The sequence below is a fragment of the Tabrizicola sp. genome, assembly GCF_034366665.1.
Classification (GTDB): Bacteria; Pseudomonadota; Alphaproteobacteria; order Rhodobacterales; family Rhodobacteraceae; genus Tabrizicola.
Window position 1 is genome coordinate 1 of sequence record NZ_JAXMMF010000050.1, and the last position, 22,001, is coordinate 22,001.

Here is a 22,001-nt window from a genome sequence, read left to right on the forward strand (position 1 = left end):
CCCCTCGGGCGCGACCGACGGGTCGGTCACCGATGGCCGGTGGACGTAAAGGCTCATGTCCTCGGACAGCTTCCCGGTCTGGAATATCTCGCGGAGATGCTCGCGGTAGCGCGGGCCGACGACGATGGAATGATGCCCGACCTCGGGCCACATCCCCTTGGTCCCCTTGGTCCCGAAGTACCAGACGAACAGGCTCATCGACCAGCGTGATCGCAGCAGCTTCGGCGCCGTCCACCGCTTCACCGGCTGGTTGCGCATCAGCCGCGTATAGGTCGTCCCCGGATCGGCGTTCGACACCACGACATCCGCCGCCAGCACCCGCCCATCCGCCAATCGCACACCCGAGGCGCGGCCCCTGGCGACCAGGATCTCGTCGACCTCGGCGTCCTGCACCACCCGGCCGCCCTGGTCCGTCACGACGCGGGACATCGCCTCGGCAATCGCCTGCACCCCGCCCATCGCATAGTGGACGCCGAATGCCCGCTCCAGATGGCTGACCAGCGCATACATCGAGGTCACGTGGAACGGATCGCCGCCGATGAACAGGGGATGGAACGACAGCGCGAATCGCAGCCGTTCATCCTTCACCCGCCGTGCGGCATGGGCATAGACCGACCGGTCCGCCCGCATCATCGCGAACTTCGGCAGCACCTTCACCAGGTCCACCAGCTTGTGCATCGACCGACGCCCCAGATCCTCGAACCCGAACCAGTAACGCGCCTCGGCATCCTTCAGGAACTTGCGGAACCCTGGCAGATCGCCCGGCGACAGGCGCGAGACCTCGGCCTCCATCGCCGCATCGCCCGACCGCGCCGCGAAGCTTGATCCGTCTTCCCACAGGATCTTGTAGAACGGGTCCATCGGCACCAGCCGCACGTCAGCGTCAAAGTCGCGCCCGCAAGCGCCCCACAGCTCCCGCAACCCCTGCGGCACCGTCACGATGGTCGGCCCCAGATCGAACCGATGCCCGCCCTGTGTGATCGAGGACCCCCGCCCGCCAGGCCGGTCCAGCCGGTCCACGACCGTGACTTGCCAACCCTTGGCGCCCAGCCGCATCGCCGAGGCCAAGCCCCCCAGACCCGCGCCAATCACGATGGCCCTACCGCGGCCATCCAGTGCAGAGGGCAGCATATCGACCTGCCCGGACCGAGGATGTTGTGTCATTCCACCAGTGTATAGTGTCCACCTAGATTTACAACTTTGCTTTTTGATCCCGCAAAACAGGCCGATTTGACTTCCCTGCGGCTGCATTAAGTGTAATTCTGTCCTGACACTTGGGCCGGAGGATCGACTCATTTCCGTTGCCACGCTTAGCCTCTTCCGTTTCGCGACCCCCGCCAGCCGGCTGTGGGTGATCGCGCAGATGGCGCTTGCGCGGCCCCGGCGGCTTTGGTCCGGGGCGCAGTTCGTCAAGCTCTGCGGCTCGGGCACCGGCGTCGGCTTCACGCCCCGGCCCAACTGGTCGGTCTGGGCGATCTTCGCCGTCTGGCCGGACGAGGCCCGCGCGCGTGAGCACATCGCCGGGCACCCCGTCATCGCCCGCTGGCGCGCCCATGCGGCGGAAAGCTGGACGGTGTTCCTGCAGCCCTTCTCGGCGCGCGGCTCTTGGGCCGGGGTCAACCCCCTGACCGACACCACCGACCCGCAGGCCCACCACGGCCCCATCGCCGCCCTGACCCGCGCCACGGTGAAACCCCAGCACGCGCGTGCCTTCTGGAAGCGCGTCCCCGATATCTCGGCCCGCATCGGGGCTGACCCCAACGTCCTCTTCAAGATCGGCATCGGCGAGGTGCCGCTTCTGCACCAGATCACCTTCTCGATCTGGCCCGACGCCGCCCGCATGGCCGAATTCGCCCGCCACATGGGCCCCCACGCCGCCGCCATGCAGGCCGCGCGCGACAACGGCTGGTTTGCCGAGGAACTTTACGCCCGCTTCCATGTCCTTGGCACCCAAGGGCTCTGGGGCGGCACCGACCCCCTCGCCGGGGCCTGGGATACAGAAAGGCACGCCGCATGACTGCGCTTCACCGCACCCAGGCCACCAAGGCCCAGCCCGCCAGCGGCGCGAAACCGCCCTTCCCCTTCACCGCCATCGTCGGCCAGGACGACATGCGGCTTGCGATGACCCTCACCGCCATCGACCCGCTGATCGGCGGCGTCCTTGTGTTCGGCGACCGGGGCACCGGCAAATCCACCGCCGTCCGGGGTCTTGCCGCCCTGTTGCCCCCCATCCGCGCCGTCCGGGCCTGCCCGGTCAACAGCGCCGACCCCGCGCATTGCCCCGACTGGGCCGGGATCACCGACCCCACCATCGTCGAAAAACCCACCCCCGTCGTCGACCTGCCGTTGGGCGTGTCCGAGGACCGCGTGACCGGCGCGCTCGACGTCGAACGCGCCATCGCGCAAGGGGTGAAAGCCTTCGAGCCCGGCCTCCTCGCCCGCGCCAACCGGGGCTATCTCTATATCGACGAGGTCAACCTCCTCGAAGACCACATCGTCGACCTCCTCCTCGACGTCGCCCAGTCTGGCGAGAACGTGGTGGAACGCGACGGCCTCTCGATCCGCCACGCCGCCCGCTTCGTCCTCGTCGGCTCCGGCAACCCCGAGGAAGGCGACCTGAGGCCCCAACTCCTCGACCGCTTCGGCCTCTCGGTCGAGGTCCGCTCCCCCCGCGACGTCGCCACCCGCGTCGAAGTCGTTCTGCGGCGCGAAGCCTACGAATCCGACCCCTACGCCTTCGCCGCCAGCTACGGCGAGGCCGAGGCTGACCTGCGCGCCACGATCCTTGCCGCACGTACCGCCCTGCCCAAGGTGAAAACCCCCCGCGCCGTCCTGGAAGACTGCGCCGCCCTCTGCATCGCCCTCGGCTCTGACGGCGTGAGGGGAGAACTCACCCTCCTCCGCGCCGCCCGCGCCCTGGCCGCCAGCGAAGCGGCCCCGCAAGTCACCCGCGACCACCTGCGCCGCATCGCCGCGATGTCCCTCGGCCACCGCCTCCGCCGAGATCCCTTGGATGAAGCCGGGGCCTCCGACCGCGTCGCCCGCGCTGTCTCCGAGACCCTCGCCTGATGACCTGGGCGCGCCTCTCCCTATGCTTGCGCATCCTTGCCGTCGACCCGGTGGGCATGGGCGGCCTCTGGCTGAGGTCCCGCGCCGGTCCCATCCGCGACATCGCCACGACGGCCCTGTCGCAAACCCCCTTCGACCGCCCCCAGCGCCGCCTCTCCGCCTCCATCGACGACCTTGCGCTGCTGGGCGGCCCCGACCCCGTCGCCACCCTCGCCGCAGGCCGCCCCGTGCACCGCCCCGGCCTCCTGTCCGACCCCGCCCTCCTCATCCTCCCAATGGCGGAAACCGCGCCCCCATCCCTCACCGCCCGCCTTGCGCAGGCGCTGGACAAAGGCCACCACGCCCTCATCGCCCTCGACGAGGCCGCCGAGGACGGCGAGGGCCTCCCTTCCGCCCTCACCGACCGCCTTGGCCTCTTTCTCACCCTCGACGGTGAACGCAGCCCCCGCATCCTCCCCAAACCCATCGGCCGCCGCACCCTCGCCAAGGCCCGCGCCCTCTACCCCCTCGTCACTTTGCCCGACGACCTGACCCAGGCCCTCGCCCAACTCGCCGCCCGCCTTGGCATCACGTCCACCCGAGCCCTCCTCACCACCCGCCGCGCCGCCCGCGCCATTGCCGCCCTCGACGCCCGCCTCACCGTCACCGAAGACGACCTGATCCAGGCCGCCGAACTCGGCCTCGCCCACCGCGCCCTGCCGGAAGCCGAGGCCCAACCCGACCAGCCACCCGAGCCGCCGCCGGACCAGCCCGATCAACCCGACACCCCGGACCAGCAACCCGAGGAACAAGAGCTCCAAAACCTCGCCGACCTCCTGATCGAGGCCGCGCAAGCCGCCCTTCCCCCCGACATCCTGGCGAAACTCCAGTCCGACCGCGCCAACCGCGCCGCGCGGGGGGCCTCCGGCACCGGCTCCGCGAAAGCCGGCAACCGCCGGGGCCGCCCGCTGCCGTCAAGACCCGGCCGCCCCGACGGCCGCTCCCGCATCGACCTCGTCGCCACGCTGCGCCAAGCCGCCCCCTGGCAGGTCCTGCGCAAACAGGCCGACACCCAGAACCGCGCGCTGATCGTCCACCGCTCCGACTTCCGCCTAAAGCGCTACAAAGAGGTCTCCGACCGCGTCCTGATCTTCATCGTCGACGCCTCCGGCTCCTCCGCGATGGCCCGCCTCGGCGAGGCCAAAGGGGCTGTCGAACTCATGCTCGCCCAAGCCTACAGCCGCCGCGATCACGTCGCCCTCGTCGTCCTGCGCGGGACAAAGGCCGAGCTTCTCCTCCCCCCCACCCGCAGCCTGACCACCACCAAGGCCCGCCTGCGTGGGTTACCCGGAGGCGGCGGCACCCCCCTCGCCTCGGGTCTGGCGACAGCCCTCGACACCGCCCTCCGCGCAAGACGCCAAGGCATGACCCCCAGCCTCGCCCTCCTCACCGACGGCCGCGCCAACATCGCGCTTTCCGGCCAGCCCGACCGCGCCTTGGCGCAAGCCGACGCCGAACAGATCGCCCAGGCCATCCGCGCCGCTGGCATCGCCGCCGTCACGCTCGACGTCGCCAACCGCCCGCAACCGGCCCTGGCCCAGCTGTCCACCCTGATGAACAGCCGCTACGTCCCCCTCCCCCGCGCCGACGCTCGGGCGATTGCCGCAACGCTGGCCTGACATGACCCCCGCTTCGCTCCCCGCCGACTGGCCCTTCAAGGCCCAATCCACCCTCGTCTCCACCGGCCGCCAGCGGTTCTGGGTCACAGACACCGGCCCTAAAGACGCCCCCGCACTCCTCCTCCTCCACGGGACCGGAGCCTCCGCCCACAGCTTCCGCCGCACTCTCCCCGGTCTGTCGCAGACCTACCGCACGATAACCCCCGACCTCCCCGGCCACGGGCTTTCGGCCAAGGGTTTCGCAGGCCGCCTCGGCCTCGACGCGATGGCGCAAGACCTCTGGACCCTGTGCGACACGCTCCAAATCCAACCCGAAGCCATCATCGGCCACTCCGCCGGGGCCGCCATCGGCCTGCGCATGGCCGAACTGCGCCCCGTCCTCCAGGTCATCGGCCTCAACGCCGCCCTGGGTGAATTCGACGGCGCCGCCGCCTTTCTGTTCCCGATCATCGCCAAGGGCCTTGCGACCCTGCCCTTCGCCGCCTCGGCCATCACCGCCTTCTTCGGCCGCCCCGGCACGGTCGAGCGTATCCTGACCGGCACCGGTTCCCCTTTGGACCCGGAAGGCCGCGCGCAATACCTGACCCTTGTCCGCGACCCCGATCACATCACCGGGGCCTTGGGCATGATGGCCGACTGGCGTCTGCAAGGCCTCCTGTCCCGCCTGCCCGAAACCAAAACCAAAGTCACCCTGATCGCCTCGGAAGGCGACCGCGCCGTCCCGCCACAAGTCTCCATCGACGCGGCCAAACGCATCCCGGGCGCAAAGCTGCACCTTCTGCCGAAGCTCGGCCACCTTGCGCATGAGGAAACGGAGGACGGGCTTTCAGCTCTGATTCTGGATGTGCTCAAGCCAGACGGATCGACAGCGACCCCGCCCCGGACTTGATCCGGGGCCTCCCGGCACCCAAGAGGCCCCCGATCAAGTCCGGGGCGGGGTCACTTCAGACCGAGCCTGCGATCTCCGAATTCCCGAAGATCATCGCCGCATGCTTTTCCAGATAGATCCGCAGCCAGGGCGTGAACGCCTCCGGCTTCGCAGCAATCTCAGTGCGCAGCACATCAAGGGAAACCCACCGCACCGCCTGCACTTCGTCGGGGTCCAACTCGAGGTCCAACGGCCAACCGGCCTCGCCCACGAAAACTTCGACCACCTCGTGCTCGATCAACGGCTCACGCACCCCCGGCACGTCCGCCCGATATTCCACCTGCCCGACATGCCGCAGCGCAAGCCCGGAAATCCCCAACTCCTGCCCCAACCGCCGCTCCGCGCAATCCGCCGAGGACTCCCCCCAATTCGGATGCGTGCAGCAGGTGTTCGCCCAAAGCCCGGGAGTGTGATACTTCCCCGCCGCCCGCTGCTGGATCAGGATCTCCTGCCCGCGCAGCACGAAAACCGACACCGCCGGATGCCGCAGCCCCTGCCGGTGTACCGCCAGCTTCCCCACCGGCACCAATACCCCGTCCGGCCCGAAGGCCGGGATCGGCAGGTCAATCGGCTCCATCACGACCATTTTGGACTGACGACTCCCATCAGATGCATGACATTCTTGAACCCGATCTTCAGATGGGCCAAGGGGCGCGCCGCGACAAGCTTCTTGTTCATGTAGGCCTCGAACGTCAACCGCTGCACGTCGATGTCGTGGCACAGGCTCACGAACCGCTCGCGCCGGTCGTCGCTGCGATAATACGCGTTCTGCATCGACCGCAAGACCTTGAAGACCGTGCCATGCTCTTTCAGGAACAGCTTCCGCGCCAGCTTCAGCTCGGACGCCTTGCCCGAGGTCAGGAAGGCCTGAGCCGCCGTCGCCGCCGCCCGCCCCCCCGCCATCGCGTAGAAAATCCCCTCACCGGAAGACGGAGCCACAACCCCGGCAGCATCGCCAGCCAGCACCACGTCGCGCCCGTTGTCCCACCGGTCCAAGGGCTTCAGCGGGATCGGGGCCCCCTCACGCCGGATCGTCTCGCAGTCGGTCAACCCTGACATCGCGCGCAGGTCCGCAGTGGCCTTCTTCAAGTCCACCGCGCCGTCTTCGGTGCCCATGCCTACCGACGCCGTATCGCCATGCGGGAAGACCCAGCCATAAAAGTCAGGCGAAATCTGCCCGTCATAGATCACATCGCAGCGCACCGGGTCATACCCGCTGTTCGCCGCCGGGGCCTTGATTATCTCATGATACGCAATGACATACGGGATCTTGTCCCCACCCGGCACTTCGGCCCGCGCCACGCCAGACTTCGCCCCATCCGCCCCGATCACAACCCGGGTCAAAGACCGCTGCTCCTGCCCCGAGGCCTTCTCGCGCCAGACGACATGGGTGCCCTTCGCGTCCCGCTCCACCCGCAGGAAGGTCCCGGTCAGCCGTTCGGCCCCGACCATCCGCGCGCGGTCGCGCAGGAACTCGTCGAAATCCAGCCGTTGGACCATGCCGACATAGCCCCCCTCGATGTGGATATCGACCGCCCGCCCCGTGGGCGAAATCATCCGAGCCGTCTTGATCTTGGCCACCACCAGATAGTCCGGAATGTCGAAATCCTTGATCGCCCGCGGTGGGATCGCCCCGCCACAGGGCTTGATCCGGCCATCGCGGTCCAGAAGCGCCACGCGATAGCCTGCCCGCGCCAGATCCTCGGCCGCCGTCGCGCCCGAAGGCCCGCCGCCCACAACGAATGCGTCATACATGGTCATTCTCCCGGAACCGGTTGCGGCGAGGGCGCGCGAAGCCGCCCCGAGTCAATGATCCGCCAGGCCATCAGCCCGGCAGCAACGAAAAGCAAAGCCTCAACCGCGAAGGCGATCCCGAAGGCGTTGGCCGTGGACCCCGACAACCGCAGCGCATCGACCAGCGCCGCCCCCGCAAAGCCGCCAAGCCCCTGAGCAATCGCTTGGCTCGCGCCCCAGACACCCATCCGCGTCCCTTCCCGGCCCTCACGCCCCTGCCCCGCCAGCTGCATCATCGCCCCGATCGACGCGATGGCGAACATGCCCGAAAACACGCCCAAGACCGCCACCGCAGGCGTCAGAAGCCCGATCTGCATCTGCCCCAAGGCCGCAATGACCGCCAGCATGAAGGCCGACCCCAGGCATCCGCCCGTAACCCAAGCCCGCAAGGACCCGATCTTGAGGCCAGAGACCGCGATCCCCACAGCCAGCATTCCGACAAACATCCCGCCATGCTGGGCGCCCGAAAGGCTTGTGGACGCACCGGGAGAATAGGCAAACACCAGCCCCGCATAGGGTTCCAGGATCAGCTCCTGCAGGAAGAAGGCGGTCATCGACAGGAAGATGAACAGCGTAAACACCCGCGTCCGCTTTTCCGCCCAGACCTCAGCCAACCCCTGCATCAGCGGAGTTTCATCCGGCATCCGCGCCGGAATGACCCGCCGCTCGATCCCCCAGATCGCCGCCGCCGTCAGCAGGACCGCGCCCACGGTCACGACGCCGACAATCGCCATCAGCCGCGCGGGAGAATAGGGATCAAGCAACGCCCCGATCACACCGCTCGTCACCGCGATCCCGAAAATCATCATCAGCCAGGTGATCGTCGCCGCCGCCGCCCGCCGCTCTGGCACGCAACCTGACGCCAGCAGCGCCAGCAACGAGGTCCCCGAGGCCCCCGCCCCCATCCCGATCAGCACATAGGCCAGGACCGACCCCGCCAGCCCGACCCCATGCCCCGCAATCCCCAACGCCACCATCCACGACGCCAGCGCCGCCCCGGCAGACAGCACCGCCATCCCGCCGATGATGAACCGCGTCCGGTTGCCTTGCGCATCCGACAGGAAGCCCCAGCTTGGCCTTGTGATCTGGACAAAGGAATGCAGCGCCACCAGTGCCCCCGACAGCATCGCCGGCAGCGCCAGCTCCACCACCATCAGCCGGTTCAGGGTCGAGGTCGTCAGCACCACTACCGCGCCCAGGCACAGCTGCACCAGACCCAGCCGAACGATCTGAACCCAGGAAAGCGTCACGCCAACCCCCTGATCGCAAAGGCGGAAATCATCATGCCGGTGACATACAGCACCACGCCCGTCCCGTTGTACCAAGGCGCCTTGCCCTTCGGATCGCGGAACAGCACCCGCATCGCCGCGACCTGCGCCAGCAGCACCGCCGCCACCGCCGCAGCATGCCAAGGCTTGCCCCAGATCACCAGCAGCGCCACGACCAACACCTGCGCCATGCCCATCACCGTGCAGGCGATCTTCGCCGCGACCTCCGGCCCCAGCACCACCGGCAGCGACCGCACGCCATGCTGCCGATCGCCCTCCAAAGCCTTGAAATCGTTCAGCGTCATGATCCCGTGTGCGCCAAAGGCGTATAGCCCCGCGATCATCACGTTCTCGAACCGTGGAGCGGTCCCAAGCAGCACCGCCGCCCCGGTGAACCAGGGCAGGCCCTCATAGGACAGCCCCACCAGCCCCGGCCCCCACCAGCCCGACCGCTTCAAGCGGATCGGCTCGGCCGAATAGGCCCAGGCCGCAATGACCCCCACGACCGTCGCCCCAAAGCCCCACGGCCCCAGCATCCAGCCCACCACCAGCGACAGCACGGTCATCGCCAGCGCGATCCACAACCCCCAGCGCCCCGGTATCCGCCCCGAGGGGATCGGCCGATGCGGCTCGTTCACCGCGTCGACATGCCGGTCGCACCAGTCGTTCGCCGCCTGGCTCATCCCACAGACAATTGGACCGGCAAGGACCATGCCCAGAAGCACCGTCGTCCAGTTTGCGCCCAAAGGTACGCCTGAAGAGACAGCGCCGCACAGGTAGGCCCAGACCGGCGGGAACCAGGTGATCGGCTTGATCAATGTCAGCATGGCACGGGGTTCCGGCCAGCTTTGCGGGGGGTGGGTGAGTGCGTCGCTCATGGTGTCAATTAAACCTGACACTCTTGAGTCTGGCAAGCCTTACATTGTCGCAGCCCTCAGCCTGACACCTCAAACTGGCAGGCCGGGTCCCCGCAGGCGCAGCAGGCGACCTCACGGACCTGCACCGCCGGCCAGACCAGCCGACCATAAAGGCGCTGGAACACCGAGGCATGCCAGATGCATTGCGGCGTCGCGGCTTTCCAGCCAGCCACCAGCGGATTGCGCGTGACAGACAGTTCCAAGGGCCGTCCACCCGCCGCCCGGAACTCCCCCGTCCCCGCGAAGGTCCAGGAATGTCGCGCAATCGCCTTCGTCAGCACCGACGCCGCCACCCCCCACGGCAGCACACGCAACACCGCTTGCGCCAGCTTCGGAATCCGGTGCGCAAGGATGTAATCCCCCGTCGCCAACCCCGCCTCGGCCAGCAAAGCTTCGGCCTCTGGCGTCAAGCGCCGCAAGGCCTGATGCACCGCTGCACAGTCCGCTTCGGGCAGCATCCCGGCATCGCGTGGCGGCCTTGCGACCCCCGCCTTGGCCAGAACGGCGCGGCAGAGGTCCCCCTCGCCCCGCCGCTCCAGCACATCGACCAGTTGCAGGATCGCGTTCGGCCCGATCCGGCCGACCTCCATTACTCTGCCGGCTCCTGCATCTGCTCGCGCCCGCCACCGCAGGCCCGAATTTGAAGATCTGGCGGCCCCAAATCCGGCACCGCCCGATCCGCCGCACGCTCTTTCATCTGGGCACGGACAGCCTCTTGCCGTTCTTTGTGCTTGCGGCTGCGTTCAGCGGTGGCGTCCCAGTCGGCCATCTGCGCCTCGGCGATGGTGCGGGTCTCGTCGAAGTGGAAATCGACCTTGCCCTTGGTCTGCGGCCCCCAATATCCAGCCTTTCCAAGGTCATAGAAGGTGCGCTGCACCCCGGCCCTGAGGAAGGCCTTCAGGCAACCGAGCAGGTATTTCCGCCGGAACCCGGTGCCGCGCCACGGGTAGTGAAACAGCGCCTTGCGCATGTAGAACCGGCGGTAATTCTTCATCACCCCGTCCAGAAGCTCACCCCTGGTCAGAGCGGCAGGCTTCATGATCGGCGTCACGAAATTGTATTTCGAGAAATCGAAGATCTCGACCTGATCCTTGATCTCCTGGAACAGCGGAGTGAACGGCCACGGCGTGTACATCGCCCAGTTGGCAAGGTCGGGCTGCCAGTCCCAGGCCATCTGGAAGGTCTCCTCCAGCGTCTCTTTCGTCTCGTTGTCCAGGCCCACGATGAACTGCGCTTCGGTGAAGATGTCCGCCTCACGCAAGAGGCGGATCGCCTCCTTGTTCTGCGCGACCGTGGTTTCCTTGTTGAACATGTCCAGCTTCATCTGCGCCGCCGCCTCGGTGCCCAGACTGATGTGGACCAGCCCCGCCTCGCGGTAGAATTTCAGCAGATCGCGGTCGCGCCAGATGTCGGTGACCCGCGTGTTGATCCCCCATTTGACCCGTTTGTTCAGGCCCCGGTCGATCAGCTCCTGGCAGAATTCGACGAACTTCTTCTTGTTGATCGTGGGTTCCTCGTCAGCCAGGATGAAGAACCCCACCCCGTGCTGATCGACCAGGCGTTCGATCTCATCCACGACCTTCTTGGGGTCGCGCACCCGGTAGTCGCGCCAGAACTTCCATTGCGAGCAGAACGAACAGGTGAACGGACACCCCCGCGCCATGTTCGGGATCGCGACCTTCACGCCCAGGGGCACGTAGATGTAGCTGTCCCAATCCAGGATCGACCAGTCCGGGTCGATGCCGTCCAGGTCCTTGACGGTGCTTGCTGCCTGGGTCGCCACGATCTCGGTGCCGTCGGTAAAGGCCAACCCCTTGATCTTGCGCTTGTCCGCAGGCCAGCGGCCGTCGCGCACGGCTTCGGCCAGCGCCACCATGATCTCCTCGCCCTCGCCGCGGACGATCACGTCGATCCAGGGCGCCTCACTCAAGACCTGCCGATACATGAAGGTCGCATGGACGCCGCCCAAGACCCGCAGCGCGTTCGGCACCACCTCTTGCGCGATCCGGCAGACCTCCTCGGCCTCGTAGATCGAGGGCGTGATCGCCGTCACCCCCACGATGTCGGGCTGCAACTCGGCCAGTTTCGCCCGCAGCACATCCGGCCCAAGATGATAGGTCATCGCATCCAGGAAATGGATGTCGTCAAAACCCGCCCGCTTCAGGCTACCGGCCAGATAGGCGACCCAAGCCGGAGGCCAGTTGCCCGCGATCTCGGCGCCGCCCGAGTGATAATTCGGATGGATGAAGACGATACGCATGAGAGCCCCTTCCGTGCCAAGGCACCCGTCATCAGCGACGGTGTCAACCTAGATTGACAGATTGTCTGGGGGGCCGATTTGACCTGGATCAAGCCTGCGGCGGGCTGTCGGTTTCCTTGTTCAGGATACCGAACTTGCGCAGCTTCACATACAGCGACTGGCGCGACAGGCTGAGAAGCTCGGCCGCAGCCGCGCGATTGTTGCCGGACATTTCCAGCGCCGCCTCGATGCACATCTTCTCGATGATTTCGGTCGTCTCATCGACGATCTCTTTCAGCGTCGAATAGCCCACCAGCCGCATCACGTTGCGCAGGCCTTCGTTCTCGGTCCCGGTGGCGGGCCAGACGACGCGGTCGGTCACCACGGAATCCCGCGCGACGATGCCGATGATCTGCTTGCCGTTATCCTGAAACAGGGTCGCCGACAGTTCGACCGAAACCTCGCCCATGTAATCGGTGTTCAGCCGCGTCCGGTAGTGGCGCAGGTGGCCCACACGCTTGACGTTGTCCAGAAGCACCTTCAGGTCCACCGCGCCGCGCGACAGGAAATCGGAAAACGCCCGATCAATCACGACCGAGGTGCTGTGGCTGTCCGTCATGTGCAGGAAGGATTCATTCGCGGCCTTGATCAGACCATTTCCGTCCAGGAAGACGACGGCATCGGTCCCTTTCTCGAACAGGTTCTGCATCATCAGGCTGCGGTCGCTTTCGCGGGACTGGGCGCTTTCCGACAAGCCGATTCGGCACAGAAGCAGCCGGTCACGCGATGCGCGGAACATCTTGGCGCTGACCTGCACGCGCTGCGCCGTCCGGCGCACGTTCAGGTCGACGAAATCCCCGTCGTCATTCGTCGCATTGCGGGCCAGCGTCTCGATCAGCTCACCCCGACGGCGGCCGTCGAATTCCTGCGCGATGGGAGAGTTCAGCAGGTCGTTCCGCTGCGCCCCCAGAAGCCGCGCGGCCGAGCTGTTCAGGTCCACGATCCGGCCCGTCGTCTCGGACACGATCAGCAGCGGGAACGAGTTCTCTTCCATCAGCACGCGGTAGCGGGTCTCAAGCTCTCGCTGTGCCTCGTGGTCGCGACCGATGGCGCGGTGCGCCTGGACCAGTTGCTGCTGCACTTCGGCCAAGGGGCGCAGGTCGCGGCCCAGCATCAAAAGGGTATCGGTCCCGGGCAGGCGGCGCAGGACATAGCGGACCGGGAATTCGTATTGCACGGGGCCGGCGTGGTTCAGTTCCAGCGCCGATCCGGTATCGGGTCCGGCAAGGCGGGTGGACAGCTTGGCCCAGCTTTCCTCGGCAAATAGGGACTTCAAGTCCCGGCCTTCCCAGCCTGTGACCATCGCGGCAAGGCCCGACTGTGGGGCGGCCAGCACCCGTTCGATCAACCGCTCTGGCGTCACCACCAAAGTCAGGTCAGATCCGGCACTTACCAGATCCAGAACCGCGTTTCGTGCGGCCGGATCGGCAGGCAGAACCGCCATAGAGTGCCCGTCATTGGTCAACTCCCGTCCCCTTTCAACAAAGACTGGACGATGCTGCTTTGGCTTCTCTTGCGATCCCGATCAAGCTGGCGTCCTCCGCGACACGCATCATATTCGGACATAAGATCGGCCGCGTCACGCAACACACGGTCCGCGCCGGTAGCTTTCAAAAGAAGCGCGTCTTCCATCGGAATGGCGCCACCGACAAAGATGCACATCTCGTCCTTCCGCGACAGCAGACGCAAGGTCCGCACCAGGCCCACCGCAGACTCCAGTGCCGCGGTGCAGCCAAGAGAAACCAGCGCAAGGTCGAAGCGGTTCCCCGACATCAGCAGTGTGAGGTCGCGCGGCATCGGTGCCACCCGGACCATCGCGGTAAAGCCTGCAAGCCGCAGCTCCAGCGCCAGAACCGTGGCACCCAGCGTGTGCTGCTCGGCATCGGCCACCAGGATCAGCGCCGAGGGGCCGGTCACCGGTCGCACTTCGGCCAAGTGTTCGTCGACACGGCGCACCAGCGCGTGCAGCTTTTCGGTACATAGCGTGACGTCGATGAAACTGATTTCATCGGCGGCCCACCCGGCCCCCAGCGACCGCGCCGCGGCAGGGACGTAAAGGCAGGCGATCGCAGCCGGGCCGATCTGTCGGGCCATCATCTCGGCAAGCAGCACGTCGGGGTCAATCGAGCGTGCGTCTCGCAAAACCGACAGAAAGTGGTCAAGATGATCTTGCCCTACCGCGGCGCCGTCCTGGTCGCGCACCGAAACCAACCGCCCCAACGCCTCCTTCGCAAGCCCAGCAAACCAATCAAGGCCAATCTGGCCACCCTGGGCTTCCGGAATCCCATTGTCTCGCATCGGCGACCCTCCTTGGGTCCTACCGCAGATGCCGGGGCACGATAGCACTGTATGTGTGCAATTAAAAGCCGTCGACTCGCTGCGCCCATGACACTCCAAACGGGCCGACATGTCTACTTAAATTGACACTATGCTTGAACCAGCAGCAGAACATATACCTAATTTGTTGATTTTATAAGGGAACTTTTTGCTCCCGGGCCCCAGGCCAGCGCAAGTTATGGCCCCAGGTCATGATGGATTTATCGGCGCAATGTGTAAATCTACATTGACAGACAGTGCAACCTGACTACTTTGAGTGTAACGCGGCTTAAGGGAGAGGCGTAGGAAATGTCCGATCCGGCCTCACAGAAATCATCCAGACCGCTCTACACGCCCAGCCAGCGCGCCCGCCGGGATGCAACGGTCTGGACCACGGTCCAGGGGTTCCTTGCACCCGTCCAGTTCCTGGTCTTCGCCGTCTCGCTTGGCCTCGTGCTGCGCTACCTGTTGACGGGCGACGGCTACGCCGCGGCGACCGTCTCGATCCTTTTGAAGACCGCGCTGCTGTATACCATCATGGTGACCGGCGCGATCTGGGAGAAGGTCGTCTTCGGCCAGTATCTCTTCGCCCCCGCCTTCTTCTGGGAGGACGTCGTCAGCTTCGGCGTCATCGCGCTGCACACGCTGTATCTCTATGGCCTGCTTACGGAATCGCTGTCGCCACTGCAGCTGATGCTGGTGACGCTTGCAGCCTATGCAGCCTACTTCGTCAACGCCGCCCAGTTCCTCTTGAAGCTCCGTCGCGCCCGCCTTGACACCGGTCCCGCCGCACCTCCCGCAGAAGGCCAACCGGCATGAGCCTCGACACCCCCACCACCGGCTGCCTGCACGCCCCCGTCCTGCGGGAACGCGGCCAACGTGAGGTGTTCTGCGGCCTGACCGGGATCATCTGGCTGCACCGCAAGATGCAGGACGCCTTCTTCCTTGTCGTCGGCAGCCGCACCTGCGCCCACCTCCTGCAATCCGCCGCCGGGGTGATGATCTTCGCCGAGCCGCGATTCGGCACAGCGATTCTCGAAGAGAAGGACCTCGCCGGTCTCGCCGACGCGCACACCGAACTGGAACGCGAGGTCGAACGCCTCCTTTCCCGCCGTCCCGACATCCGCCAGCTCTTCCTCGTCGGCTCCTGCCCGTCCGAGGTCATCAAGCTTGATCTCTCGCGCACCGCCGAGCGCCTGAACGCCCGCCACGGCGGCGCGGTCCGGGTCTACAACTACTCCGGCTCCGGCATCGAGACGACCTTCACCCAGGGCGAAGACGCCTGCCTTGCCGCGATGGTCCCGTCCTTGGAGGAAACCACCGAAGCGAACCTCCTCGTCGTCGGCGCCCTGCCCGATGTGGTCGAAGACCAGTGCCTGTCGCTTCTGACCCAGATGGGCATCAAGAACATCAGCTTCCTCCCGTCCCGCCGCGCCTCCAGCGCGCCGAAGGTCGGCCCGAACACCCGCTTCATCCTGACCCAGCCCTTCCTGGCCGACACTGCCCACGCGGTTGAGCGTCGCGGTGGCGAGCGTATCTCTGCGCCCTTCCCCTTCGGCGAGGAAGGCACCACCGACTGGCTCCGCGCCGTCGCCAAGACCTGCGGCGTGACGTTGGAAACGTTTGAGGCAGTCACCGCCGCCCCCCGCGCCCGGGCCCGCAAGGCCGTTGCCGTCCACGCCGAAACCCTGCGCAACAAGACCCTGTTCCTCTTCCCCGACAGCCAGCTGGAAATCCCCCTCGCGCGCTTCCTCGCCCGCGAATGCGGCATGCTCCCGGTCGAGGTCGGCACGCCATATCTCCATCGCGGGTTGATGGAACCCGAACTCGCCCTCCTGCCGACCACAGTCCTTTCCGAAGGCCAGGACGTCGACCTCCAGCTTGACCGCCACGCCGCCCTGAAGCCCGACCTCACCGTCTGCGGCCTTGGCCTCGCGAACCCGCTGGAGGCCGCCGGTTACGCGACCAAATGGGCGATCGAACTCGTCTTCACCCCGGTCCATTTCTACGAACAGGCAGGCGACCTCGCCGGTCTCTTCTCCCGCCCCCTCCGCCGCCGCGCGATGCTGGCAGGAGGTCAGGCATGAAGCTCACCCTCTGGACCTACGAAGGCCCCCCGCATGTCGGCGCGATGCGCGTTGCCACCGGCATGAAGGACGTCCACTACGTCCTCCACGCGCCCCAAGGCGACACCTACGCCGACCTCCTGTTTACAATGATCGAGCGTCGCAATCACCGCCCGCCCGTCACCTTCACCACCTTCCAGGCCTCGGACCTTGGCGGCGATACCGCGAACCTCTTCAAGCGTGCCGCGCAAGGCGCCTACGACCGCTTCAAGCCGCAAGCGATGATCGTCGGCGCCTCCTGCACCGCCGAGCTGATCCAGGACGACCCCGGCGGCCTCGCCTCGACCCTTGGCCTGCCCTGCCCCGTCGTGCCGCTGGACCTGCCCAGCTACTCGCGCAAGGAAAACTTCGGCGCGGACGAGACCTTCCACGCCCTTGTGCGCGCCCTCGCCCAACCGTGTGAGCGCACGGAACAAGTCTCCTGCAACATCCTTGGTGCCACCGCCCTCGGCTTCCGCCACCGCGACGACGTGACCGAAATCACCCGCCTTCTGACCTCGATGGGCATCGCCGTGAACGTGGCCGCCCCCTTGGACGCGAGCCCGGAGGACCTGAAACGCCTCCCCGCCGCCCACTTCAACGTGCTCCTCTACCCGGAAACCGGCGAAGGTGCCGCCCGCTGGCTGGAGAAAACCCACGCCCAGCCTTGGACGAAAACCACCCCCATCGGCGCACAAGCCACCCGTGAGTTCATCGCCGAAGTCGCCGCCCTTGCAGGCGTCAGCGCCAAGGTCGACGAAAAAGACCTCCGCCAGCCCTGGTGGTCGGCCTCCGTCGACTCGACCTACCTCACCAACAAGCGCGTCTTCATCTTCGGCGACGCCACCCACGCCATGGCCGCCGCCCGCGTCGCCCGCGACGAGATCGGGTTCGAAGTCGTGGGCTTGGGCTGCTACAACCGCGAATTCGCAAGGCCCATGCGCGCCTGCGCCAAGGAATACGGGCTGGAGGCGCTGATCTCCGACGACTACCTCGACGTCGAAGCAGCCATCATCGCCGCCGCGCCCGAACTGATCCTCGGCACGCAGATGGAACGCCACATCGCCAAGCGCCTCGGCATCGCCTGCGCCGTGATCTCGGCCCCGGTCCACGTCCAGGACTTCCCCGCCCGCTACTCGCCGCAGATGGGGTTCGAAGGCGCAAACGTCCTCTTCGACACCTGGATTCACCCGTTGGTGATGGGCCTCGAAGAACACCTCCTCACCATGTTCCGCGAGGATTTCGAATTCCACGACGCCGCCGGCCCCAGCCACCACGGCGGCAAGGCCACGCCTGCCCCAGTGCAGCAGATCCTCGAACCCACCGCCAACGCCGCGACCCAGATGATCGAGGCCGCCCAGGCCCTCGCCGACGCCCTCCACTGGCTGCCGGACGCAGAACAGGAACTGAAGAAGATCCCCTTCTTCGTCCGCTCCAAGGCCCGCCGCAACACCGAGAAATACGCCGCCGAGAAAGGCGTGACCCAGATCAGCATCGAGACCCTTTACGAGGCAAAGGCCCATTATGCGCGATGACCGTTACACATCGCCGGACCTGAAGAAGACCGCCCCGGCGGACCTTTATCACTTTGTCATCGTCACCCTGGACGCCCACGCCGCAGGCCCCGCCCAGCGCGTCGCCGCGCGCCTGACCAAAGACTTCCCCGGCCTGACCATCTCCGTCCACGCAGCCGCTGAATGGGCCGAAAACCCTGCCGCCCTCGCCCGCGCCAAGGCCGACGTCGCCAAGGCCAACATCATCGTCGCCAACCTCATCTTCCTCGAAGAGCACCTGACCCAGATCCTGCCCGACATGCAGGCCCGCCGCGAAAAGCTGGACGCCTGTGTTGGCATCATCTCCGACCCGCAGATCGTCAAGCTGACCCGGATGGGCGACCTCGACATGTCGCTGCCCGCCTCGGGCGCGATGGCCTTCCTGAAGAAGCTGCGCGGCAACAAATCCGCCTCCGGCTCCTCGGGCGAAAAGCAGATGGCGATGCTGCGCCGCCTGCCGAAGATCCTGCGCTTCATCCCCGGCAAGGCCCAGGACATGCGCGCCTGGTTCCTGTCGATGCAGTACTGGCTTGGCGGGTCCGACGACAACATCGAAAGCATGGTCCGCTACCTCGTCAGCCGCTATGCCCCGAACCGCGACTGGAACAAGGTCAAGGCCGCGCTGCCGGTCGACTACCCCGATGTCGGCCTCTACCACCCCGACGTCCCGGCCCGCGTCTTCACCGACCCGGCCCTGCTGCCCAAGCCCGATGGCACCACCGCCACCGTCGGCCTCCTGATGCTGCGCTCCTACATCCTCGCCTCGGACACCGCGCATTACGACGCCGTCATCCGCGCGTTCGAGGCCCGCGGCATCGCCTGCGTCCCCGCCTTCGCCGCAGGCCTCGACGGCCGCCCCGCCATCGACGCCTTCATGGCGCAGAACCGGATCGACACCCTCGTCTCCCTCACCGGCTTCTCCCTCGTCGGCGGCCCCGCCTACAACGACAGCCCCGCCGCCATCGCCGCCCTTTCCGCCCTCGACGTGCCTTACGTCGGCGCGCACCCGCTTGAATTCCAGACCCTTGGCCAGTGGGCCACCACCGACGGCGGCCTTGGCCCGGTCGAAGCCACCATGCTGATCGCCCTGCCCGAGATCGACGGCGCAACCAACCCCACCGTCTTCGCCGGCCGCCACGACGCCAGCGGCTGCACCGGCTGCGTGCACAACTGCCAGGCCCCCACCGATTTCTCCTCGCGTGTCATGGCCCCCTGCCACGAACGGATCGAAGCGCTGGCTGAAAAGGTCTTTCGCCTGGCCACCCTGCGCCGGTCCGAGACCGCGAAACGCAAGGTCGCCATCGTCCTCTACGGCTTCCCGCCGAACGCAGGCGCAGTCGGCACCGCCGCCTACCTTGGCGTCTTCGAAAGCCTGCTGAACACCCTCCACGCGATGAAGGCCGACGGCTACGACGTCACGCCCCCCGCCACCGTCGACGCCCTACGCGACCTGGTCCTCAAAGGCAACGCCGCCGCCTTTGGCCAGCCCGCCAACGTCGCTGCCCGCATCCCCGCCTCGGAACTCGTCCGCCGCTCCCGCTGGCTGGCCGAGACAGAGAAAGTCTGGGGCCCCGCCCCCGGCCGCGCCCAATCCAACGGCGCCGACGTCTTCGTCCTCGGCCACCAGTTCGGCAACATCTTCGTTGGCATCCAGCCCGTCTTCGGCACCGAAGGCGACCCGATGCGCCTGCTGTTCGAAAAGGGCTTCGCCCCGACCCACGCGTTCATGGCCTTCTACGACTGGATGAAAAAGGATTTCGGCGCGGACGTGCTTCTCCACTTCGGCATGCACGGCGCGCTGGAATTCATGCCCGGCAAGCAGGCAGGCGTCTCGGGCAAATGCTGGCCCGACCGCCTGATCGCCAACCTGCCGAACGTCTACCTTTACGCCGCCAACAACCCGTCCGAGGCGACCCTCGCCAAGCGCCGCTCGAACGCCGTCACCATCACCCACCTGACGCCCCCCTTGGCCCAATCCGGCCTCTACAAGGGCCTCGTGGACCTGAAAGACAGCCTCACCCGCTTCCGCGCGCTGGCCCCCGACGCGCCCGATCGTGAGGACCTTGGCCTCCTGATCGCCGAACAGGCGAAGGCCGTGGACATGGACCCGTCCAACCCCGACGCACTCTGGCTGAAGCTGCTGGAGACCGAAGGCGCGCTCATCACCGACGGCCTCCACGTCCTTGGCCGCCCCATGACCGACGCCCAGCGCGCCGAATACCTGGCCCTGATGCCCGACGATGCCGAGGCCCGCACCACCGCCGCGCAACACCTGCAACACGACACCGAAATCCCCGCCCTCCTGCGCGCCCTCTCCGGCCGCTACATCTCCCCCGTCCCGGGTGGAGACCTCATCCGCTCGCCCCAGATCCTGCCCACGGGCCGCAACATCCACGCCTTCGACCCGTTCCGCATGCCGACCGCCTTCGCGCTGGCCGACGGCAAGGCCCAGGCCGACCGCCTTCTTGCTACCCACCCGACGCTTCCCCGCACTGTCGCGCTGGTCCTCTGGGGCAGCGACAATATCAAATCCGACGGTGGCCCCATCGCCCAGGCCCTGTCACTGATGGGCGCCAAACCCCGCTTTGACAGCTACGGCCGCCTTGCCGGTGCCGACCTGATCCCCCTGTCAGAACTCGGTCGCCCACGCATCGACGTGGTGATGACCCTCTCCGGCATCTTCCGCGACCTTCTGCCCCTGCAAACCCGGATGCTCGCCGAGGCCGCCCTCAAGGCCGCCACCGCTGACGAACCCGAGGCCCTCAACTTCATCCGCGCCCACGCCCTGCGCTACGCGGCCGAGATGAACACCGACATGGAAACCGCCGCCCTCCGCGTTTTCTCCAACGCCGAAGGGGCTTATGGGTCCAACGTGAACATCCTCGTCGACAGCTCGGCCTTCGGCGACGAAGACGAACTCGCCGATGCTTACGAGAACCGCAAAAGCTTCGCTTACGGCGTCACCGGCAAGGCCAAAGGCAACCCGGCGCTGCTGCAAAAGGCCCTGAAAGACGTCGACCTCGCCTACCAAAACCTCGAATCCGTGGAACTGGGCGTCACCTCGGTCGACCATTACTTCGACACGCTGGGCGGCATCGCCCGCGCCGTGAAACGCGCCCGTGGCGGCCAGGATACCCCGGTCTACATCGGCGACCAGACGCGTGGCGGCGGCACCGTCCGTACCCTCTCCGACCAGATCGCGCTGGAAAGCCGCTCCCGCACCCTGAACCCGAAGTTCTACGAAGGCCTCCTCCGCCACGGGGCCGAGGGCGTGCGCCTGATCGAATCCCACGTCTCGAACACCTTCGGCTGGTCCGCCACCACCGGCAAGGTCGAGCCTTGGGTCTACCAGCGCCTGACCGAAACCTTCGTCACCGACGAAGCCATGCGCCGCCGCCTCGCCGCTTTGAACCCCGAAGCCTCCTCCCGCATGGCCCAGCGCCTGCTTGAGGCTTCGGACCGCGCCTATTGGACACCCGATCCCGCCACCCTCGCCGCGCTGCAAACCGCCGCCGACGAACTCGAGGATCGCCTGGAAGGGATCGCCGCAGAATGACACCTCACATGAAAGGGGCCACGACATGAGCCCGCGCGACGAAATTCCGAACCTTCGGGGACTTGACGGCGAAGGCTCCGTCCAGGTCGCCCTCGACCCCTCTGTCCGCATCGACGGGGCCAAGGTCTTCTCGGTCTACGGCAAGGGCGGCATCGGCAAGTCCACCACCTCGTCGAACCTCTCCGCCGCGTTTTCCATGATGGGCAAGCGCGTCCTCCAGATCGGCTGCGATCCGAAGCACGACTCGACCTTCACCCTGACCGGCCGCCTGCAACCCACCGTCATCGACATCCTCAAGGAGGTCGACTTCCACTCCGAAGAACTTCGCCCCGAGGATTACGTCGCCACCGGTTTCAACGGCGTGAAATGCGTTGAGGCCGGGGGTCCCCCCGCAGGCACCGGCTGCGGCGGCTATGTCGTCGGCCAGACCGTCAAGCTTCTGAAGCAGCACCACCTGCTTGAGGACACCGACGTCGTGATCTTCGACGTCCTCGGCGACGTGGTCTGCGGCGGCTTCGCGGCCCCCCTCCAACACGCC

The 22,001-nt window shown here is 66.7% G+C and carries 18 protein-coding genes; 9 read left to right on the plus strand and 9 right to left on the minus strand.

Features of this window, described 5'->3' with window-relative positions:
- On the minus strand, positions 1–1,131 hold a 1,131-nt coding region (gene crtI / locus U1E69_RS06610), incomplete at its 3' end, for a phytoene desaturase family protein (RefSeq protein ID WP_322243579.1).
- 163 nt (positions 1,132–1,294) lie between these two features.
- On the opposite strand from crtI, the gene crtA reads away from it, so the two are divergent.
- Genes crtA through bchO form a run of 4 tightly spaced genes read left to right on the plus strand, consistent with a single transcriptional unit; the run spans position 1,295 to position 5,616 of the window.
- Positions 1,295–2,017: a spheroidene monooxygenase gene (gene crtA, locus U1E69_RS06615; RefSeq protein WP_416200262.1), complete on the plus strand. Its 723-nt coding sequence runs from the start codon at positions 1,295–1,297 to the stop codon at positions 2,015–2,017.
- Positions 2,014–3,069 carry a magnesium chelatase ATPase subunit I gene (gene bchI / locus U1E69_RS06620; RefSeq protein WP_322243564.1) on the plus strand — a complete coding sequence of 352 codons (1,056 nt, stop codon included), beginning with the start codon at positions 2,014–2,016 and terminating at the stop codon, positions 3,067–3,069. The genes crtA and bchI overlap by 4 nt, the downstream gene beginning before the upstream one ends.
- Complete coding sequence (locus U1E69_RS06625) at positions 3,069–4,727, plus strand: magnesium chelatase subunit D (protein WP_322243565.1); 1,659 nt, start codon at positions 3,069–3,071, stop codon at positions 4,725–4,727. The genes bchI and U1E69_RS06625 overlap by 1 nt, the downstream gene beginning before the upstream one ends.
- Before the next feature lies 1 nt (position 4,728).
- Entirely contained in the window at positions 4,729–5,616 is an 888-nt protein-coding gene (bchO, locus tag U1E69_RS06630; protein WP_322243566.1) for an alpha/beta fold hydrolase BchO, read from the plus strand.
- Between the two features lie 55 nt (positions 5,617–5,671).
- Here bchO and idi read toward each other — a convergent pair whose 3' ends face one another.
- From idi to U1E69_RS06670, 8 genes are all read right to left on the minus strand, one after another.
- The gene (idi, locus tag U1E69_RS06635; protein ID WP_416200261.1) at positions 5,672–6,232 is read right to left on the minus strand and encodes an isopentenyl-diphosphate delta-isomerase; all 561 of its coding nucleotides are present in this window, start codon (positions 6,230–6,232) and stop codon (positions 5,672–5,674) included.
- Positions 6,232–7,410, minus strand: coding sequence for a geranylgeranyl diphosphate reductase (locus U1E69_RS06640; RefSeq protein ID WP_322243567.1), 1,179 nt, complete (start codon positions 7,408–7,410; stop codon positions 6,232–6,234). The genes idi and U1E69_RS06640 overlap by 1 nt, the downstream gene beginning before the upstream one ends.
- A 2-nt stretch (positions 7,411–7,412) precedes the next feature.
- Positions 7,413–8,699: a BCD family MFS transporter gene (locus tag U1E69_RS06645; protein ID WP_322243568.1), complete on the minus strand. Its 1,287-nt coding sequence runs from the start codon at positions 8,697–8,699 to the stop codon at positions 7,413–7,415.
- The gene (chlG, locus tag U1E69_RS06650; protein WP_322243569.1) at positions 8,696–9,595 is read right to left on the minus strand and encodes a chlorophyll synthase ChlG; all 900 of its coding nucleotides are present in this window, start codon (positions 9,593–9,595) and stop codon (positions 8,696–8,698) included. The genes U1E69_RS06645 and chlG overlap by 4 nt, the downstream gene beginning before the upstream one ends.
- 56 nt (positions 9,596–9,651) lie before the next feature.
- The gene (gene bchJ / locus U1E69_RS06655) at positions 9,652–10,224 is read right to left on the minus strand and encodes a bacteriochlorophyll 4-vinyl reductase (protein WP_322243570.1); all 573 of its coding nucleotides are present in this window, start codon (positions 10,222–10,224) and stop codon (positions 9,652–9,654) included.
- A complete protein-coding gene (bchE, locus tag U1E69_RS06660) occupies positions 10,224–11,894 on the minus strand; it encodes a magnesium-protoporphyrin IX monomethyl ester anaerobic oxidative cyclase (protein ID WP_322243571.1) in 1,671 nt (556 codons plus the stop codon). Before bchE ends, bchJ begins: the two co-directional genes overlap by 1 nt.
- 88 nt (positions 11,895–11,982) lie before the next feature.
- Positions 11,983–13,377, minus strand: coding sequence for a transcriptional regulator PpsR (ppsR, locus tag U1E69_RS06665; protein ID WP_322243572.1), 1,395 nt, complete (start codon positions 13,375–13,377; stop codon positions 11,983–11,985).
- A 17-nt stretch (positions 13,378–13,394) separates the two neighbouring features.
- Positions 13,395–14,075 (minus strand): hypothetical protein, encoded by a 681-nt coding sequence (locus U1E69_RS06670; protein ID WP_322243573.1) that lies wholly within the window; start codon positions 14,073–14,075, stop codon positions 13,395–13,397.
- A gap of 483 nt (positions 14,076–14,558) precedes the next feature.
- Between U1E69_RS06670 and bchF the strand changes: the two genes are divergently transcribed.
- The 5 genes from bchF to U1E69_RS06695 all read left to right on the plus strand — a co-directional run.
- Positions 14,559–15,068 (plus strand): 2-vinyl bacteriochlorophyllide hydratase, encoded by a 510-nt coding sequence (gene bchF, locus U1E69_RS06675; protein WP_322243574.1) that lies wholly within the window; start codon positions 14,559–14,561, stop codon positions 15,066–15,068.
- Entirely contained in the window at positions 15,065–16,336 is a 1,272-nt protein-coding gene (locus U1E69_RS06680; protein WP_322243575.1) for a ferredoxin:protochlorophyllide reductase (ATP-dependent) subunit N, read from the plus strand. The genes bchF and U1E69_RS06680 overlap by 4 nt, the downstream gene beginning before the upstream one ends.
- Entirely contained in the window at positions 16,333–17,889 is a 1,557-nt protein-coding gene (bchB, locus tag U1E69_RS06685; protein ID WP_322243576.1) for a ferredoxin:protochlorophyllide reductase (ATP-dependent) subunit B, read from the plus strand. Before U1E69_RS06680 ends, bchB begins: the two co-directional genes overlap by 4 nt.
- A complete protein-coding gene (locus tag U1E69_RS06690; protein WP_322243577.1) occupies positions 17,879–21,463 on the plus strand; it encodes a magnesium chelatase subunit H in 3,585 nt (1,194 codons plus the stop codon). Before bchB ends, U1E69_RS06690 begins: the two co-directional genes overlap by 11 nt.
- 25 nt (positions 21,464–21,488) lie before the next feature.
- The coding region (locus tag U1E69_RS06695) for an AAA family ATPase (RefSeq protein WP_322243578.1) at positions 21,489–22,001 on the plus strand (513 nt) is incomplete at its 3' end.

Excerpts from the sequence above, each read along its gene's own strand:
- bchI (WP_322243564.1), top strand. The coding sequence starts at position 2,014 with ATGACTGCGCTTCACCGCACCCAGGCCACCAAGGCCCAGCCCGCCAGC.
- U1E69_RS06625 (WP_322243565.1), top strand. The coding sequence starts at position 3,069 with ATGACCTGGGCGCGCCTCTCCCTATGCTTGCGCATCCTTGCCGTCGAC.
- bchO (WP_322243566.1), top strand. The coding sequence starts at position 4,729 with ATGACCCCCGCTTCGCTCCCCGCCGACTGGCCCTTCAAGGCCCAATCC.
- idi (WP_416200261.1), bottom strand. The coding sequence starts at position 6,232 with ATGGAGCCGATTGACCTGCCGATCCCGGCCTTCGGGCCGGACGGGGTA.
- U1E69_RS06640 (WP_322243567.1), bottom strand. The coding sequence starts at position 7,410 with ATGTATGACGCATTCGTTGTGGGCGGCGGGCCTTCGGGCGCGACGGCG.
- chlG (WP_322243569.1), bottom strand. The coding sequence starts at position 9,595 with ATGAGCGACGCACTCACCCACCCCCCGCAAAGCTGGCCGGAACCCCGT.
- bchJ (WP_322243570.1), bottom strand. The coding sequence starts at position 10,224 with ATGGAGGTCGGCCGGATCGGGCCGAACGCGATCCTGCAACTGGTCGAT.
- bchE (WP_322243571.1), bottom strand. The coding sequence starts at position 11,894 with ATGCGTATCGTCTTCATCCATCCGAATTATCACTCGGGCGGCGCCGAG.
- ppsR (WP_322243572.1), bottom strand. The coding sequence starts at position 13,377 with ATGGCGGTTCTGCCTGCCGATCCGGCCGCACGAAACGCGGTTCTGGAT.
- bchF (WP_322243574.1), top strand. The coding sequence starts at position 14,559 with ATGTCCGATCCGGCCTCACAGAAATCATCCAGACCGCTCTACACGCCC.
- U1E69_RS06680 (WP_322243575.1), top strand. The coding sequence starts at position 15,065 with ATGAGCCTCGACACCCCCACCACCGGCTGCCTGCACGCCCCCGTCCTG.
- bchB (WP_322243576.1), top strand. The coding sequence starts at position 16,333 with ATGAAGCTCACCCTCTGGACCTACGAAGGCCCCCCGCATGTCGGCGCG.
- U1E69_RS06690 (WP_322243577.1), top strand. The coding sequence starts at position 17,879 with ATGCGCGATGACCGTTACACATCGCCGGACCTGAAGAAGACCGCCCCG.